The following is a 17766-nucleotide window of genomic DNA, read 5'->3' on the forward strand; positions in this document are numbered from 1 at the left end:
TTATATAACTAATTAATTGATTAATTAATTAGAGTATAATAAAGATTATATTAGGTAGCTTATGTTAAGATAAATAAGTAATAAATAATTGAAAAATTTTCTTTTCATACCAAGATGAGTAACCGTATAATTAATATTTTACGCCAAGGACAACCCCAAGAAAAAGTAAAAATTCAAGGGTGGGTACGCACCAAAAGAGAATTAAAAGAATTTACTTTTATAGAAGTCAGTGATGGCTCATCTCTTGCTAATTTGCAAGTAGTTTTAAACCAAGACTTAAGTGACTATAATAATATCGTTAAAAGACTAAGCACGGGGGCATCTTTGGCAGTGGAAGGAGTCTTGGTAGAATCCCCCGCCAAGGGGCAAAGAATAGAGTTACACGCTGACATAGTAACCGTTTATGGAGAGTGTGACGGAAAAGACTATCCTCTACAAAAAAAACGTCACTCCCTTGAATTTTTGCGTACCATTGCCCATCTTCGGGGGCGTACTAATACCCTTGGGGCGGTGATGCGGGTGCGTAATGCTTGTGCTAATGCCATCCATCAATTTTTTCAAGAGAAGAGTTTTCTATGGATACATACACCTATTATTACCGCCAGTGACTGCGAAGGGGCAGGGGAATTATTTACGGTGACTAATTTTAACCTTGATAATATTCCCCGTAACGATAATGGTAAAACTGACTATAAGGAAGACTTTTTTGGTAAGAAAGCCTATTTAACGGTTAGTGGGCAACTTGAGGCGGAAATTATGGCCATGTCTTTTGAAAATGTCTATACCTTTGGCCCAACTTTTCGGGCAGAAAATTCTAATACTTCCCGTCATCTAGCTGAATTTTGGATGGTTGAGCCTGAAATGGCGTTTTGTGATTTGGAAGGGGATCAAAATTTGGCCGAGGAGTTTTTAAAATATATCTTTAAATATGTGTTGGATAATTGTCCTGAAGATATGGAGTTTTTTAATCTGCGCATTAATGATACAGTTTTAGCTAATGCCGATAATATTATTAATAATGAATTTGCACGGGTTACTTATACCGAAGCTGTTAGTTTGTTATTAAAGTGCGATCGCACTTTTCAATTTCCTGTAGAATGGGGTATCGATCTACAATCGGAACATGAAAGATATTTAGCCGAAGAATATTTTAAAAAACCCGTCATCGTCACCGACTATCCCAAAGACATCAAAGCGTTTTATATGCGCATGAATGAGGATCAAAAAACCGTCGCTGCTATGGACATTTTAGCACCCAATATTGGCGAAATTATCGGAGGTTCTCAAAGAGAGGAAAGATATGATCTCTTGGAAGCTAGAATTAAGGAAATGGACATCAACCCCCAAGATTTATGGTGGTATTTAGACTTAAGGAGATATGGCACCGTACCCCATGCGGGATTTGGCTTAGGATTTGAAAGATTAGTACAATTCATGACAGGCATCGACAATATCCGAGATGTAATTCCTTTCCCCCGTACCCCCATGAGTGCTGAATTTTAAGACAAAAAATATCCCCTCTCCTTTCTTAAAGGAGTTAGGGGCAAAATAATCAAGAATTAGAGTTTAACTTTCTCTGTTTTGCTGTAGATTAATTATGAAAAAAAATGCTTAATTATTAATATTGATTCTAAAAGACGAGTTGGCTAATTGTAGCCGATACAATTGAGACAATTACGGAACCAAATAAGGCATTTAGAAATCCTCCTACTCTGAAGCCTGGGGTAAAGTAGCCCACCAAAGAAAAACAAATGGCATTTACTACTAACAGAAATAAACCCAGAGTAACGATGGTTATGGGGAAAGTAAAAAAGACTAAAATAGGTTTAATGATCCCATTTACCAAGCCTAGTACAAAAGCTCCAATAAATGCCGCCCCTGCACTTTCCATGATGATGCCTGGTATAATCACGGATGCTATGTACATAGACACCGCTGTGATGGATAGGGTAATAATGAATTCTACCATAGTTAATTTGTAGTTAGATTTATCGTGTTTTGATTATAATCAATTTGATTTTTTCTTAACATTTTTTTCAGTATCATTTCTTAAAAAACTTGATCTTCTATTCCTTGCCACCATTCTCCGAGTTTCATTAAATCATCATAAATTTCTGCTAATTTTTGGTCATAATCTTCAGCCGATATATTCTGTCTATTTTCTTGCAACTTTTTCAGTCGTAGTTGCACCAATAACCAAGGCTTAGAAATACTTTCTGTTTGCTCAATATACTTTGCTAACTCTTCGCTATCCATAGTTACCCTTTTTGCTCAGATAATAACACATCAATTTAATCAAGAAATATTCCTTTGCCTTCCTTGGGTCTTTGCGAGATATAATCAAAGATTAGTTAACCAACCCATAAAATTGATAGCTAAAAGAATTATGAGCGAAACCATTTTTAGTAAGATAATTCGCCGTGAAATACCAGCTGATATAGTGTATGAAGATGACTTATGTTTAGCTTTTCGGGATGTGGCCCCCCAGGCCCCCACTCACATTCTTGTTATACCCAAAAAACCCATTATCAGGATAGATGATGCTCAATCTGAGGATGAATCTTTATTAGGACATTTACTTCTTACTGTCAAAAAAGTAGCCGCCCAAGAAAATTTAATCAACGGTTATCGGGTAGTAATTAACAATGGTAATGATGGAGGGCAAACTGTCGATCATCTACATTTACATATACTAGGCGATCGCCCCTTAAAATGGCCCCCTGGTTAAATAATATTTACCTTTTCATTATCCAATTTTTGTTTATTAGCAAAATTGCCATACCCCATTTAATTTTCTGTTTTTTCTGAGGCTTTTTTAAATCTTTCTTTTGCTTCTTGAAAAGCATTTTGCATTACTTTTTTAATCTTATCGGGATCGGGTTTTTTGCCCCCCACAACATCTCCAAAATAAGCACAAGCCCCCTCCCCCAATCCCCAAGTATAGGCGGCAGCCCATGAAGCGGCGATAACACTACCGAAACCAGGTATAAACTTGATTAATTCTCTACCGATAGCTTGGGCTAAAAATCCCCCTGCGATCGCACTTACTATGCCCCCCGCCTGAGAAACGCTAATATTTTGACCATATAATTTACCTAGAAGCCCCACCATAGAAACCTCTAGGGCAGTCAATACAGGCATTGTCGCAAAAGGTAAAGGCACCGCTGCCACAGTACCAGCAATGATAGAAAAAGAGAGAATATAACGCCTTGCCACTTCTTTATAGATGTTCCCTAACTGTGAACCTGCTTTTTCATCCAACAGTTGATAAATAGTCTTGGATTCCGCCTCTGGTAATAGTTGAGCAAGGTTATCTACCATGGCATCTAAACCATAAAAAACAGGATTATAACCATCCTCCTCTAGGGTAAAATCAATTAAAACCCCTCGATCATATAAACCTAAAAAACTATTTTTAATCTCATTAAAAGCCCTTGCAATATCAGGTAAATTCGGAGGATAAGGGGGATGATTTTCCATGGCCATGGGGTATAACTCATGGGTGGAAGTTACCGCTAATAAGCAGGGAATTTGAGGGTATTTTTTTCGTAAATTTACCGCCACTTCTTTAAGGCTATCGGTGGCAAAATCATTAATTTTTACCGTTAAAATAATAATCCTTGCCTTGCCTGTTTCCTTATCTAATTCTTGGCTTAATTCCTCAATAATTGCCTCAGTATTTTTTTCCACATCCCCCAAACCTACAGTATCAGTAAAAATTAGGAGGGGTAAATCTTCCGAAGGATAAGCATATCTTTCCGTATATTGGGTATGGGGGCGAAAACCTTGCCCCACAATTTCTGCCCCTACCCCAGTTAATCCCCTGACAATGGAGCTTTTTCCTGCTTGGGGTTTACCAATCAAAAGGGCTTCGGTGGTGGGAAGTTGCGATCGCACTGACTCTAAAATTTCCGCCACCTGAGTTTCATCTACACGGAATAGGTTAACGGTTTTATGGGCGATACGTTTTATTGGTCGAAATTTCATCAATTATTTATTATGTATTATTATTTATGAATTTATTATCAATTATCCAGACTCTAAACTGTGATATAATAATTGTGTAAGTTTAAGTAAAATTACATAAAAAGCGAAACAATAGACAAAAAAAGCTATACAATACCATTAAGGAAAAAGCGAAAGTTAACTTTTTCTATATAAGCAATTGCTTTGAGCATCCTAAAAGATTATCATGTTACCAAAAACATCTCACCCTCTTCATCCTTTAAAACCCATTCTAAGAAGTGATAGCCTCGAGTGTCCCTGAGACAACCAAAAACTTCTACCTTCCACTGCTCAATCAATTATCGGGAGATATAAAGACATGATTTCCATGACAATACCCCTTCACACTGGGAAATGGCAAACCGTAAGTTTTCCTTCAACCCTCTATCTTTGTCCTGTGTTAGATTTATTATTAACCAAAATACCTAAAGAATTACACCCAGAAATTAGATTAGGTTTACAAGAAGCCCTAGTTAATGCGGCAAAACATGGCAATGGTTTGGATCCTAGTAAGCCTGTGGTGGTAAAATTTGCTTATAAAAAGGGCGAGTATTCATGGTTAATTTGTAATCAAGGTACGGGTTTTTTCGAGTGTGAATGTTACAGCAAAAGTGATAAATTTCCCCCCGAAGAATCAGAAAATGGTCGAGGGTTGTGTATGTTGCACCACATTTTTGATCGAGTTTTATGGAATAAACAAGGTACTCAGGTAAAACTGTGTAAACAAGTGCATCACCACTTTTTTCCCCGTAAAGCCGTTACAGCTTTTTAGGGGATTTTTTTTGAGCCTTAAGATTGCTTATGATTGCCATGGGTTGGGCAAGGTAGGGGGTTGATGGTTTTATTTAACCATCCTTGGGCTTGATTAACTCTTGCGAGGGCTTCTTCTGGTTGATTATTTAAAAGAAATACTAAGCTAGAGGCTAGTTGTTGCCCTGCTTGGGCTTTACGATTATTTTTTTGTTTATGCCAATCATAAGAGCTAATGGTCATTTTTTCGGCTAATAGTTGGGCTAATTCGAGGGTAGTTAATTCCGAAATAGTTTTTGTTTCTGATGAGATAGTCATGTTGTACAATTTAATGGATCGTTTACTTTTTATTTTAGAATGTCTGAGCGTGAAAACTCTTCCCCTGATAATGATGATTTTGATTTAGGTGGTGCTATTTTTGAGCTTGAAAGTGCGATCGCCCAGCTGAAACAGCGTTATAATCAGGTAGAAAAAGATCAAATCCGTCAAAAAGTATTAAAAGAAGAAAAAAAAGAACTGGAAAAACAACTCAAAAGAAATTCCCAAAATTCCATCAAAACCGAAATAAACCTAATCAACCAACAACTAGAAGAAATAGAAGTAAGACTAGAAACTCAGTTGTTTAAATGGAGTAGTCTAAACGAACCCTTTTGGCAAATAGTCAGATTTGGGGGTTTCGGAATCATTATCGGCTGGATTCTCAAAAGCCTCAGCACCTAACCCATGGATAAAACACTCGGTTAAATATCTTGTTAATAAAAATATGTAACCACCAAATAATAAAAATGATATAATAATTGCCAAAGACAACATCATACTTGAAAGGGCGAACGATGGGACTCGAACCCACGAATGGCGGAACCACAATCCACTGCCTTAACCACTTGGCTACGCTCGCCATGTCATTACGATTATTAATTATAACATAAAAGTATTAAAATAGTCTAGGTAATCTGCGGATTTTTTTTATGAACCCTCTTGCACCATCAAAAAGTCTCTCGTTGTCCACCATTGCCATTGTCAGCGGCACAACGTTGGCGATATTTGGGGGTATCTTAATGTTTACAAATCCCAATCAGAAACAATACGAAGAGTTTGCGGAAGAAAAACTATCTCTTTATGCCAAGGAAAATCTTTGTCAGGCTGGGGCTTCTGGATTAGACCAAGTGGTCAAAAGCCAAGTATGCCATATGATGGTAGAAGCGGGTAAAGGTCAAATTCCGAGGGTGGTAAGAGAAACTACCCAGAAAAAAGATTATATGGTGTTAAGCATTTACGAAACAAATCTTTATCTTTATAAATTCAGAACCATTGGAGTTTTCAACAATTTTTATGTCCTAGACGTGAATCAGTTGTATGATCAAAATTAATAATTGATCTGCTTAATTTTTGATAATCAGCCATGACAGAAACCACTAATCGAGATCAAGAAGCCCAAGAATCAGAATATACCCGTAACCCTCCTTGGGGTACTGTTACTCTCTTGGAAGAAGGCCCTTATTACCGTATCAATCGTATTATAGTCAAACCAGGTCATCATATCAGTACCCAAATGCACTATCATCGCAGTGAGCATTGGGTGGTGGTGGCGGGTACTGCCAAGGTTATTTTTAATGGGGAGCAAAGATTATTGTTACCGAAGCAGTCAACCTATGTACCCATGAATATCCGTCACCGAGTGGAAAATCCGGGGGTGATTCCTCTGGTGATGATTGAGATTCAAAATGGAGAATATTTAGGAGATGATGATATTATTCGTTTTGATGATGCTGAAAGAAATTGATAATATTAGGTGAAAAAGTGGAGTAATTAGGGCAAAGAAAAGAGAATAGTTAAATATTTCTAGTTAGAGCGTTTCCACCAATCATTTTAGGCAAGGGGTTTAAACCCCTTGTCTTTTGGCGAATAATGAATAATTAGTCCTCAGTGGTCAAAATTATGATGTAAGGGCTAATCTTTCATCCTCTACTGTGACATTAATAGTGTTTCCATCCTTAAATTCTCCTTTGAGAATGGCCTTGGCGATCGCAGTTTCGAGGTATCTTTGTACTGCCCGTTTAAGAGGACGAGCGCCATATACAGGATCATAACCAATGTCAGCAAGGAAATCGAGAGCCTCATCAGTGATATTTAAAGACAACTTTTGCTCCGCCAATCGCTCCTCAAGGCGGTTAACCTGTAACTTGACGATATGGCGTAACTGGGATTTTTGGAGACTGTGGAAAATAATAATCTCATCAATACGGTTAAGAAATTCAGGGCGGAAACTATCTCGCATGGCATCCATAACCCTTGTGCGCATGGTTTCGTATTGGGCATCATCCCCCGCCAAATCAAGGATATACTGAGAACCGATATTACTGGTCATGATGATGATAGTATTTTTAAAATCTACCGTGCGCCCTTGGGAATCCGTCAAGCGTCCATCATCCAAAATTTGTAACATGACATTAAACACATCAGGATGGGCTTTTTCAATCTCATCAAATAATACTACCGAATAAGGACGACGGCGAATAGCTTCCGTGAGTTGTCCCCCTTCCTCATAACCCACATACCCTGGAGGCGCTCCCATGAGACGGGATACCGTGTGTTTTTCCATATATTCTGACATATCAATACGTACGATCGCATCTTCCGTGTCAAACAAAATCTGGGCAAGGGCTTTTGCTAACTCCGTTTTACCCACCCCTGTAGGGCCGAGAAAGATGAAACTAGCAGTAGGACGATTGGGATCTGCTAACCCTGCTCGAGAACGCTGTATGGCATCAGAAACAGCGGTTACAGCCTCTTCTTGACCCACTACCCTTTCATGGAGTTGATCTTCAAGGTGCAATAATTTTGCCTTCTCCGATTCCACCAACTTACTAATAGGAATACCCGACCATTTCGAGATAATTTCAGCAATGTCCGACTCCTGCACCTCCTCCCGCAACAGAGATTTTCCGCTAGTTTGCTTTTCCGCCAAGAGGGCTTCTTTTTCTTTTACCTCTTTTTGTACATCCGCTAACTTGCCATACCGTAATTCAGCAGCTTTATTATAATCATAATTTCTTTCTGCCTGTTGAATTTCCACGTTAATTTGCTCAAGAGATTCGCGCAAAGTACGAATTTTATCGATGATTTCTTTTTCGCTTTGCCACTGAGCATTAAAAGTGCTTTGTTTTTCCTTCAAATTTCCCAATTCTTGCTCTAATTTTTCTCTTCTTTCCACAGATGCTAAATCTTCCTCTTTTTTGAGGGATAAACGCTCCATTTCTAGTTGTAAAATTTTGCGATCAATTTCGTCTAATTCCTCTGGTTTTGAGGTGATTTCCATCTTCAATTTAGCGGCAGATTCATCTACTAAATCAATAGCTTTATCGGGTAAAAAGCGATCGCTAATATACCTATCCGAAAGCATGGCAGCGGCTACCAAAGCACCATCGGCAATTTTGACCCCGTGATGGACTTCATAACGTTCTTTTAAACCCCTTAAAATAGATACCGTATCGATTACATTGGGTTCCCCCACAAATACCGATTGAAAACGTCTTTCCAACGCCGCATCCTTTTCGATATATTTACGGTATTCATCAAGGGTAGTCGCCCCGATACAACGCAATTCTCCCCTCGCTAACATGGGTTTGAGAAGGTTTCCTGCATCCATGGCGCCTTGGGTTGCCCCTGCACCGACAACGGTATGGATTTCGTCGATAAAGAGGATAATATTACCCTCGGACTCAGTGACTTCTTTTAAGACGGCTTTGAGTCTTTCTTCAAATTCCCCCCGATATTTTGCCCCCGCAATCAGCGCCCCCATATCCAAGCCGATGAGGGTACGATCTAATAATGATTCTGGTACATCACGGTTAATGATACGTTGGGCAAGTCCTTCCACAATGGCGGTTTTACCTACTCCTGGTTCGCCTATGAGGACGGGATTATTTTTGGTACGACGGGAGAGTATTTGAATAGTACGGCGTACTTCATCATCACGACCAATAACGGGATCGAGTTTTCCTTTTCTAGCTAATTCGGTTAAATCTCTGCCATATTTTTGCAAAGATTCGTATTTTCCTTCGGGGTTTTGATCGGTCACTGTTTGAGTTCCTCTAATATCTTTAATAATAGTTTTTAGTTTGTTTTCATCTAGGTTGAATTCTTTTAATAAATTCTTCCCAAAACGATCATCTTTTGCATAGGAAAGAATGATATGTTCTATGGAGATAAAATCATCTTTAAATTCTTTGCGATAGTTTTCTGCTTGGTCTAAAAGACGATCTAATCCTTTCCCTAAATAGACTGATTCTCCAATGTTTTTTACTTTAGGTTGACTAGCAATAAATTGCTCTGTTTTTTCTAACAAACGATTAACATTAGCATCAGTTTTGTTAAAGATGCTTACGGCTAGTCCTTTTTGTTCTAATAATGCTTTTAATAAATGTTCGGTTTCAATCTGTTGATGGTTGTTTTCCTTGGCTATATCTGGGGTACGGGCGATCGCACTCCAAGCCTTCTCCGTAAATTGTTGTGGGTTATTAGGTTGCATTTTCTTTATAAAAAATTAAATATAAATAAATCCTTAATTTAATTTTAATGGCACAGATGAACTAATAGAGGACGGAATACCCTACATAAATAATAGGGAATGGAGAATTGATAATGAATAATTGCAGTACATTACAATGGGATTGGGATTCAGTTTAAAGGGAACATGAAAGACATAAAAACCATCTTCACAGGTTTAGGAAAAAAAGTTTTATGGATTGTAAATCCTATTGAATATATGCGTCAGGCAGTGATAAAATGCCCCGACATTTTTATGAGTAAACCAGCAGGATTTGATGAACCATTAGTTTTTATCAATCATCCCCAAGGCATTCAACAGCTATTGACTAACGATAGAAAGACATTTTTTGCAGGGGGAGAATTAAATTCCCTTTTAAGTCCCATTGTGGGCAATTCTTCTCTTCTTTCCCTTGAATGATCTATAAAAAGGGAAAAATAGATAATTAATAATTTTATTGATTTATGCAAAATCTACGATATAGTAATGAGTTAAATTAACGATCTATGAATTAATCCTTTTTTTTATGCGTATAGCCTTATTCACCGAAACATTTTTGCCCAAGGTTGACGGTATCGTAACTCGTTTAAAACATACCGTTGAGCATTTACAAAAACAAGGAAATCAAGTTTTAATCTTCTCCCCAGAAGGTGGTTTAAAAGAGTATAAAGGGGCGAAAATTAACGGTATAAAAGGGATTCCTTTACCTTTATATCCTGAGTTAAAGTTGGCGATTCCTAATCCCTCCATTCGTTTTGCATTACAAAGATTTAAACCTGATTTAGTCCATGTGGTAAATCCTGCAGTGTTGGGAGTAGGGGGTATATATTACGCAAAAAAATTAAATATTCCTTTGGTTGCTTCATATCATACCCATTTACCGCAATATTTGCACCACTACAATGTAGGTGCTTTGGAAGGTTTATTGTGGGAATTATTAAAATTAGCCCATAACCAAGCAAAATTGAATTTATGTACCTCTACAGCCATGGTGGATGAGTTGGTAAATCACGGCATCGAAAGGGTAGATTTATGGCAGAGGGGGGTGGATACAGAATCGTTTAACCCTAGTTTAGTGTCTAAAGATATGCGCGATCGCCTCTCGCAGGGTAATCCTGACGCACCGTTACTTTTATATGTGGGCAGAGTATCAGCCGAAAAACAAATTGATAAAATTAAACCAGTGTTAGAAAGCATCCCCAATGCAAGATTGGCGATTGTGGGTAATGGGCCAGCGAGGGCCGAGTTAGAACAGTTTTTTGCGGGTACAAATACCAATTTTGTGGGTTATCTCCATGGTAAAGAGTTAGGGGAAGCCTATGCCTCGGCAGATGCTTTTATTTTTCCTTCTTCCACGGAAACCCTCGGTTTGGTATTACTCGAAGCCATGGCGGCAGGTTGTCCTGTGGTGGCGGCCAGAAGGGGTGGTATTCCTGACATTGTCACCGATGGGGTAAATGGTTATATGTTTGAACCTGATGATCCTCAAGGGGCGATCGCCGCTACCCAAAGATTATTAGCCCAAAAAGACGAAAGAGAAGCATTGAGACAAAATGCTCGTTTAGAAGCAGAAAAATGGGGCTGGGCGGCTGCTACTCGTCAATTAGAAAACTATTATCAAGGGGTGCTATCTTCTTCTGATAAAGGACTTTTGGCAGCTTAACTATAGATATTTCTGGTTCTGTCATTGGATAAGTTACTTTTATTTATGGGAGGATTTGCATGATTTGTTTGTCAATTTCTATCAAACCTCCTACTTTTTAATACTGTAACCCTTATTGTTTAATATTAACCAGAAGGGGATGGATAATTATTCACATCATCAAGAGCCGTAGTTACGGGTTGTTTCGTAGCACGAAGAATACTAAGACTACCATCTGTTTCTAGGATTACAGCTTCAACTTCACTCATCTGACTGATACCTTGGCTACGAATGGCTGCCCGTACTTCTTCATTGGTTACTCGTTGCGATCGCAATGTACTCTGTAACATTTGTCCTTGATGAAATAAAAGCGTTGGCTCTGACTTGACTAGCTCTTTTATGGTAGGAAAACGCACAGATAGCCATGTTACGGAAAATTGAAGTGCAATCAATAAAAATAAAGCAAGTAAACCCTCAGCAAGAGCGACATCTTTTGATAAGAGAATTGTTGCCAGTGTTGAACCAAGAGCAACTGTTACCACTAAGTCAAAAGCATTCATCTTTGAGAGTGTACGTTTCCCCGAAAATTGAAGAAAAATTACTAGGGTTGTATAAGCCAAAACTCCAACGATAATGACTCGCCCTAATCCCTGCCACGTATTAAAGAACATTAAATCTCCTGATGCAAAGTGATTATTTTACCTTGTAGCAGAGTATGTTAGGTTGCACATTCCCCTCTATGGTCGTTATGCTAACACAGTCAAATAAATCTAATAGCCTAGAAGGATTTTGCTGGTAGTATTCGTAAATCTTGTTTAGGTGATGGTAAATGGCAACTACAAAATAAAAGGTTTCTCTTGCCAATCAACAGTCCATCCTTGCTCATTGAGATATTTTAATAACTTCGTAGTCGTAGGTAAATCCCGGCAAAACCAGTAATCAGTTCTAATGTTTGGGCTAGTATAAATAATTTGATAATCATAGGCATGACCCAAAGTTTTTAACAGCCCAGGGTATTTATACAACTCTCTTTTAATCTCCTTGTCAGAATAAGTAATAATATCGTTTTTCTGAAAATGATACGGTATTTTAACTAATCTTTTAGGTCGTTCTTTTATGGTGGGAGTAGGAGGAGGACTCTTTTTTTTAGAAAATTTGGGACGAAAAGAAAACATTTTATTAACTATTCTTTCACTAACGAGGCAAGAGGAAAAAGTCTAAACTTCCCCCCCTTAATATTAACATGAGTAAATAATATGAGTGGGGGAGAATAGCCATCATCAGATTTTAAAATTCTCGAACGTTGGGTTTCCCGTCAATAATTTCACCGACTAAAATGATATTTGCAACACCGACAAATAATCCATTCTCTAATACTCCAGGAATATTATTAATAGTAGCCTCAAGGGTTGCAGGATCTGATATATCATCAAACTTAACATCAATAACTAAGTTACCTTGATCTGTCACCACAGGACCTGCTTTTCTAACTCCCATTCTTAGGTCAGGTTTACCTCCCAACTCTTCTAATTTGCGCATGACAGGGGTAACGGCCATGGGAATAACCTCTACGGGTAAAAGGAAGGTAGAGCCTAGTTTATCAACTAATTTACCGCTATCTACCACCACAATAAACTCTTTGGCAAGACTATCAACTACTTTCTCACGGGTATGGGCAGCACCACCACCTTTGATCAGGTTTTTTTGAGGATCAACTTCGTCAGCACCATCAATGGCGACATCGATATGGGCGATCGCATCTAGAGTAGTCAAAGGAATACCATATTTTTTCGCCAATACTTCTGCCTGAAAAGAAGTAGGGACTCCCACAATATTTTTTAAATCTCCACTGGCTAACCTTTCACCAATATATTGAATAGCAAAAGCAGTGGTAGAACCGGTACCCAAACCTACAATAGAATCAGATTTTACCCGAGCAGCGGCGGCTTTACCCACTTCTTGTTTCATTAAAGTAGCTGGATCTGTTGTCATAATTATTTCTTAATTTCTGTTTTATTTTAATAGTCAATGCTCAATTATCAGGGATCAACCATTCATTAGGCAAATATTTTCTTTATGGATAAAATCTGGCAGCAATATCACACATTTATCTAAAAGACTTGGTGCAAAATCCACACCTTAACTTTAAATTTATCTTAATGACCCTGTGTTAAATTGAGACTATATAGTTAGTGAAATGGAGCAATTTATGCCTTTTACCATTGATTCAGCCAGAAACATTTTTCCCAGTACTCTCTCCGCCGATGCAGTTCCTGCAACTGTGGCCAGATTTACCCAATTAAATGCAGAAGATCAACTTGCTTTGATTTGGTTTGCATATTTAGAAATGGGGAAAACCATTACCATTGCAGCCCCTGGAGCCGCTAGTATGGTGTTGGCAGAGTCCACCCTTGAAGAAATCAAAAAAATGAGTTTTCAAGAACAATCTCAGGCAATGTGTGACTTAGCCAACCGTGCGGATACTCCTTTATGTCGCACTTATGGGGGATGGTCTCCTAATATTAAATTAGGTTTTTGGTATCAGTTAGGTAAGTTTATGGAGGAAGGTATCGTTGCACCCATTCCTGAAGGTTATAAGCTATCTGCTAACGCTAATTCAGTTTTAAATACTATTAAAGGTTTAGAATCTGGTCAACAAATTACTGTTCTACGTAATGCCGTGGTTGACATGGGTTATGATGTCAGTAAGCTCGAAAACTATACTCCTGTATCTGAGCCTGTTGCCCCTCCCAAGGATATGAACCAAAGAACAAACGTATCCATTGAGGGTGTTACTAACAAAACTGTCCTTGATTACATGGACAATCTTAATGCCAATGATTTTGAGACTTTAATTACATTATTTACTGCTGACGGAGCGCTTCAACCTCCTTTTAAACGTCCTATCGTAGGTAAAGACAATATTTTCCGTTTCTTCAAAGAAGAGTGTCAAAACCTCAAGCTAATTCCTGAAAGAGGTATTACTGAACCTGCGGACGATGGATATACTCAAATCAAGGTTACTGGTAAGGTACAAACTCCTTGGTTTGGTGGTAACGTGGGAATGAACATCGCTTGGCGTTTTCTACTTAATCCTGATGGCAAAATATTCTTCGTTGCGATCGATTTACTCGCTTCTCCTAAAGAGTTATTAAATTTAATTCGTTAATTTTTTCTAAGGTTTAATTAGTTGATAAAAGAGTTTTCTATTAGGTGGGAAACTCTTTTTTTCGTTTGACTTAATTTCTCAAATATAATCCATTTTGTAGTAACAAAAATTTAAACAATACCATCATAAATATCTTTCAAAATAAGCTCTACAGGCACTGAGTTTAAGTTTAATTTATCATCAATATTTTCAAGGATTGTTAGTGACCATTGTTGATTATTATTTTTGCTATAACTCATTACCAAGGGTTTTTCTGGATCAATTAAAATATATTCTTGGAGAGAATTTAAACTACGATAATATTCAAATTTACGACCTAAATCATAGTCTCTGGTGGATTTAGATAAAACCTCGATGATAATAATGGGATTGGTTACAGTGGTTTTGTTTTCTCCATGGTATTCGGGATTTTCGGCTATTACCATCACATCAGGATAGGTAAACATTTCCGCCGAAGCAATCCATAAACGTACATTTTCTGTATATATTTTTCCTTTCAGTTTCCGTAACGATGGTTTGAGTATGACACACAGATTTGTGATAATTTCATTATGATTTGTCGTGCCTCCTGCCATTTCTAGTATTTCTCCATCTATATATTCATGTCTAATTTCCGCTTGGCTTTCTAATTCTAAATATTCCTCTATGGTATATTGCTGTTTGGTGAGTTGGGCAACCATACTTATATTCTCCCTTGTGCCTTTTATCGATTATAAAATAACTAGGGTGAGCCATGCCCACCCCATAACTAATTAACTAGCGGTGGCAAGTAATCCACTATGTCTTAATAATGCCTCCGTTTGTGGTTCACGTCCTCGGAATTGTTTAAATACTTCCATGGGTGATAAACTACCCCCCAAGCCTAAGACGGTGTCACGGAAACGTTTACCGATAAGGGCGATCGCACTTTCATCCTCTAAATTTGCCTCCTCAAAAGCCGAGAAAGCATCAGCACTAAGCACCTCAGCCCATTTATAACTGTAATAACCAGCGGCATACCCCCCCGCAAAAATATGCCCAAAAGCACATAAAAATCTATCCTCAGGTAAAGGAGACATCACCATGGTTTTTTGTGCCAACTTCCGTGCCACATCATGGGGGGAAACCTCATCGCTAGGAGTATAACGGGCGTGTAACTCCAAATCCAATAAACTAAAATGTAACTGACGTAACATCGCAGTAGCACTCATATAATTCTTGGAATCCACTAACTTCTCATAATAATGAGTCGGTAAAGTCTCCCCAGTCTCATAATGTTTCGCCATACCAAACAAGGTACTTTTTTCCAAACACCAATTTTCCATAAACTGACTAGGCAACTCCACCGCATCCCATTCCACATTATTGATACCAGAAGCCCCAATATAGTCAATTTTAGTTAACATGTGCTGTAAACCATGCCCAAACTCATGGAAAAGAGTTTCCACCTCCCCAAAAGTCATCAAACTAGGTTTACCATCCACAGGGGGAGACTGATTACAAGTAAGATAAGCCACAGGTAAACGGGTAGTTACCACCCCATTTTCCTCAATTCTTGCCCTACCTACGCAATCATCCATCCAGGCACCCCCTCTTTTTTCCGCAGGGCGCGAATAGGCATCAAGATAAAAATAAGCCATGGTTTCGTGATTCTCATCCGCCACTTCAAAATATTTGACATCCTCATGCCATATAGGTGCCATACCATCAGCAGGGGTAATTGTCACCCCAAAAATCTTTTTCGCCAAACCAAACAAGCCATCCAATACCCTCTCAAGGGAAAAATAAGGGCGTAACTCTTCCTCGGTAAAATTAAATTTAAACTCTCTTTGTTTTTCCGCCCAAAAACTCAAATCCCAAGGCTTCAAATCCTCAGTTTTGGCAAAAGCCTTTAACTCCTCTAACTCCTCTTTTGCCACATCATAACTAACCACCCTCAACTCTTCCAAGAGTTTCTCCACTGCTTCCACACTGTCAGCCATTTTACGAGTAAGGCTCACTTGCGCATAGTTATCATACCCTAGAATTTCAGACTGTTCCTGTTTTAGGGTTAAAATCTTCGTAATTAAAGGATTATTGTCAGTGTCTCCCTCACTAGCACGGGTAACAAAAGCACGGTAAACCTTTTCTCTCAAGTCTCTTTGGGTACTAAATTTAAGGAAAGGGCCAAAACTAGGATAATCTAAAGTTATAATCCAAGGACCTTTTTCCGCAGTAGCTTCTTCCTCTCCTTCCATCCTTGCGGTTTGGGCAGCTAAACTCAATAAACTAGCTGGTAAACCATCCACTTCTTCTGGTTTAGTTAATTTTAATTGAAAGGCTTTGGTAGAATCTAAGACATTATTAGAAAATTTAGTAGATAACTCCGCTAGTTGTAACTGAATTTCATTGAAACGCTCTTTTTTTTCACCATCAAGGGCAACCCCTGACAATTCCGCTTCTTTGATGGCAGACTCAATAATTCTCTGTTGGGCGGATTCTAATTTATCCCAGTCTGCACTAGCTTGGATTTTGGCAAAACCTTCATAAATGGGTTTACTCTGACTCAATCTACTGGCAAATTGTACTAATTTTGGTTGTACCGTTTCGTAAGCGGTGCGCAACTCAGGGCTATTTTTTACTCCCATCAAATGCCCGATAATGCCCCAACTCCAGCGCAGTCTTTCTTCTATGTCGTTAAGGGGGTTTACTAAGCCTTCCCATGTGGGGTTTATATTTTCTTCTAGCTTAGTTAATTCAGTCTCTAACTCTGTTAATAATTCTTCTATGCCTGGCACGATATGCTCAGGTTTTATGTCTGCAAAGGGGGGTAATCCTTTACCAATTAGCAGGGGATTTTTTACCGTTGTTGTGGTCATATTTTAATTTTCTCTTAATATCTCTTTACATTCAATATTAAGGGATTTGGGCGGTTGTTTGGGTGTAGATTGTACTACACAATTGGGAATTGACGGTTAATATATATAAAGTATAACCATAATAAGATATATTGATATGTAAGAAAATTCTAAAGATTCAGAAATTAAGCATTTTATTAAACTGAAAAAGAAGTATAAGGCACAAACCTATAAAAGTGAGTCACTATCTAGCCCTCTGTATCCCATTCTTATAAAAATCGATTCAGACGATGAACTCATGAGAAAAAATCATCATCAAAATACTACCGATGTTGACGCCATTGATGAGATTAAATGGCTAGAGGATCATAGGTTATATGAAACTTTAGTGATTTATTACGAAAAGCTATATGAAAAGACCAAAAAGACTTGGATTATCACACAAATATGTGGATGTTTGCGAAAGCTCGGAAATCCTGAAGAAGTTCTTAAATTAACTGATGAGTTCTTAAAGAAAAAAGTCTATGCTGATGCACGGGTAAAAAGTGCTATTTTAACGACAAGAGGGGGAGCATTTCTTGATTTAGGCAATTTATCAATGGCTGAACAGTGTGGATTAGAGGCTATGAAGCTATATGAAAGTTATCAAGCGCATTTTTTCTTAAGCAATCTATATGCCAAAAAAAAAAGTGAACAGGATAAAAGTGAGGAAAATTTTATTAAAAGTGAAGAACATTTTAAACGTGGAACGGAGATAAAAGATCGGATTGATCGGAGAAGAAAGAAATAGCCCAAAAATCAAGATGAGGAATCTTAATAAAGTATTTTGAGATAT

Annotated in this window: 20 protein-coding genes and 1 tRNA gene; 10 read left to right on the forward strand and 11 right to left on the reverse strand. The window is 38.1% G+C overall.

What is annotated here, in order from left to right; genetic code table 11:
* Positions 1–114: 114 nt before the first annotated feature.
* A complete protein-coding gene (asnS, locus tag A5482_RS11080) occupies positions 115–1503 on the forward strand; it encodes an asparagine--tRNA ligase (protein WP_069789323.1) in 1389 nt (462 codons plus the stop codon).
* A gap of 127 nt (positions 1504–1630) precedes the next feature.
* Here asnS and A5482_RS11085 read toward each other — a convergent pair whose 3' ends face one another.
* Positions 1631–1969, reverse strand: coding sequence for a phage holin family protein (locus tag A5482_RS11085; protein WP_069789324.1), 339 nt, complete (start codon positions 1967–1969; stop codon positions 1631–1633).
* 80 nt (positions 1970–2049) lie between these two features.
* Positions 2050–2256 (reverse strand): hypothetical protein, encoded by a 207-nt coding sequence (locus tag A5482_RS11090; RefSeq protein ID WP_069789325.1) that lies wholly within the window; start codon positions 2254–2256, stop codon positions 2050–2052.
* Positions 2257–2386: 130 nt separating this feature from the next.
* On the opposite strand from A5482_RS11090, the gene A5482_RS11095 reads away from it, so the two are divergent.
* The gene (locus A5482_RS11095) at positions 2387–2728 is read left to right on the forward strand and encodes a histidine triad nucleotide-binding protein (protein WP_069789326.1); all 342 of its coding nucleotides are present in this window, start codon (positions 2387–2389) and stop codon (positions 2726–2728) included.
* Positions 2729–2787: 59 nt separating this feature from the next.
* Here the strand turns inward: A5482_RS11095 and A5482_RS11100 are convergent, their stop codons facing one another.
* The gene (locus A5482_RS11100) at positions 2788–3987 is read right to left on the reverse strand and encodes a GTPase family protein (protein ID WP_069789327.1); all 1200 of its coding nucleotides are present in this window, start codon (positions 3985–3987) and stop codon (positions 2788–2790) included.
* A 337-nt stretch (positions 3988–4324) separates the two neighbouring features.
* On the opposite strand from A5482_RS11100, the gene A5482_RS11105 reads away from it, so the two are divergent.
* Positions 4325–4777 carry an ATP-binding protein gene (locus A5482_RS11105; RefSeq protein WP_069789328.1) on the forward strand — a complete coding sequence of 151 codons (453 nt, stop codon included), beginning with the start codon at positions 4325–4327 and terminating at the stop codon, positions 4775–4777.
* A gap of 17 nt (positions 4778–4794) precedes the next feature.
* Here A5482_RS11105 and A5482_RS11110 read toward each other — a convergent pair whose 3' ends face one another.
* Positions 4795–5073 (reverse strand): DUF6439 family protein, encoded by a 279-nt coding sequence (locus tag A5482_RS11110; RefSeq protein ID WP_069789329.1) that lies wholly within the window; start codon positions 5071–5073, stop codon positions 4795–4797.
* Positions 5074–5112: 39 nt separating this feature from the next.
* Between A5482_RS11110 and A5482_RS11115 the strand changes: the two genes are divergently transcribed.
* Entirely contained in the window at positions 5113–5475 is a 363-nt protein-coding gene (locus A5482_RS11115) for a hypothetical protein (protein WP_069789330.1), read from the forward strand.
* A gap of 105 nt (positions 5476–5580) precedes the next feature.
* On the opposite strand, the gene A5482_RS11120 is transcribed toward A5482_RS11115, so the two are convergent.
* Positions 5581–5653: transfer RNA gene (locus A5482_RS11120), tRNA-His, on the reverse strand.
* A 70-nt stretch (positions 5654–5723) separates the two neighbouring features.
* Here A5482_RS11120 and A5482_RS11125 point away from each other — a divergent pair.
* Together A5482_RS11125 and A5482_RS11130 are read left to right on the forward strand one after the other, a co-directional pair.
* Positions 5724–6125, forward strand: a complete 402-nt coding sequence (locus A5482_RS11125; RefSeq protein ID WP_069789331.1) for a DUF4359 domain-containing protein — start codon at positions 5724–5726, stop codon at positions 6123–6125.
* A gap of 32 nt (positions 6126–6157) precedes the next feature.
* The gene (locus A5482_RS11130) at positions 6158–6538 is read left to right on the forward strand and encodes a phosphomannose isomerase type II C-terminal cupin domain (protein ID WP_069789332.1); all 381 of its coding nucleotides are present in this window, start codon (positions 6158–6160) and stop codon (positions 6536–6538) included.
* Positions 6539–6691: 153 nt separating this feature from the next.
* Here A5482_RS11130 and clpB read toward each other — a convergent pair whose 3' ends face one another.
* The gene (clpB, locus tag A5482_RS11135; protein WP_069789333.1) at positions 6692–9286 is read right to left on the reverse strand and encodes an ATP-dependent chaperone ClpB; all 2595 of its coding nucleotides are present in this window, start codon (positions 9284–9286) and stop codon (positions 6692–6694) included.
* Positions 9287–9451: 165 nt separating this feature from the next.
* Between clpB and A5482_RS11140 the strand changes: the two genes are divergently transcribed.
* Complete coding sequence (locus A5482_RS11140) at positions 9452–9724, forward strand: hypothetical protein (protein ID WP_069789334.1); 273 nt, start codon at positions 9452–9454, stop codon at positions 9722–9724.
* Positions 9725–9830: 106 nt separating this feature from the next.
* A complete protein-coding gene (locus A5482_RS11145; RefSeq protein WP_069789335.1) occupies positions 9831–10967 on the forward strand; it encodes a glycosyltransferase in 1137 nt (378 codons plus the stop codon).
* Positions 10968–11092: 125 nt separating this feature from the next.
* Here the strand turns inward: A5482_RS11145 and A5482_RS11150 are convergent, their stop codons facing one another.
* The 3 genes from A5482_RS11150 to rpiA form a co-directional block, all read right to left on the reverse strand.
* A complete protein-coding gene (locus A5482_RS11150) occupies positions 11093–11617 on the reverse strand; it encodes a DUF421 domain-containing protein (RefSeq protein WP_069789336.1) in 525 nt (174 codons plus the stop codon).
* 165 nt (positions 11618–11782) lie between these two features.
* A complete protein-coding gene (locus tag A5482_RS11155) occupies positions 11783–12121 on the reverse strand; it encodes a hypothetical protein (protein WP_069789337.1) in 339 nt (112 codons plus the stop codon).
* A 112-nt stretch (positions 12122–12233) separates the two neighbouring features.
* A complete protein-coding gene (gene rpiA, locus A5482_RS11160; RefSeq protein ID WP_069789338.1) occupies positions 12234–12944 on the reverse strand; it encodes a ribose-5-phosphate isomerase RpiA in 711 nt (236 codons plus the stop codon).
* Positions 12945–13155: 211 nt separating this feature from the next.
* Here rpiA and A5482_RS11165 point away from each other — a divergent pair, with 211 nt between their 5' ends.
* On the forward strand, positions 13156–14115 hold the full coding sequence (locus A5482_RS11165; RefSeq protein ID WP_446684843.1) for an orange carotenoid-binding protein: 960 nt from the start codon (positions 13156–13158) through the stop codon (positions 14113–14115).
* Between the two features lie 110 nt (positions 14116–14225).
* On the opposite strand, the gene A5482_RS11170 is transcribed toward A5482_RS11165, so the two are convergent.
* Positions 14226–14795 (reverse strand): Uma2 family endonuclease, encoded by a 570-nt coding sequence (locus A5482_RS11170; RefSeq protein WP_069789339.1) that lies wholly within the window; start codon positions 14793–14795, stop codon positions 14226–14228.
* Between the two features lie 72 nt (positions 14796–14867).
* Positions 14868–16952, reverse strand: coding sequence for a M3 family metallopeptidase (locus A5482_RS11175; RefSeq protein ID WP_069789340.1), 2085 nt, complete (start codon positions 16950–16952; stop codon positions 14868–14870).
* Positions 16953–17229: 277 nt separating this feature from the next.
* On the opposite strand from A5482_RS11175, the gene A5482_RS11180 reads away from it, so the two are divergent.
* On the forward strand, positions 17230–17721 hold the full coding sequence (locus A5482_RS11180; RefSeq protein ID WP_069789341.1) for a hypothetical protein: 492 nt from the start codon (positions 17230–17232) through the stop codon (positions 17719–17721).
* Positions 17722–17766: the final 45 nt, after the last annotated feature.

It is taken from the genome of Cyanobacterium sp. IPPAS B-1200 (assembly GCF_001747005.2).
GTDB lineage: Bacteria > Cyanobacteriota > Cyanobacteriia > Cyanobacteriales > Cyanobacteriaceae > Cyanobacterium.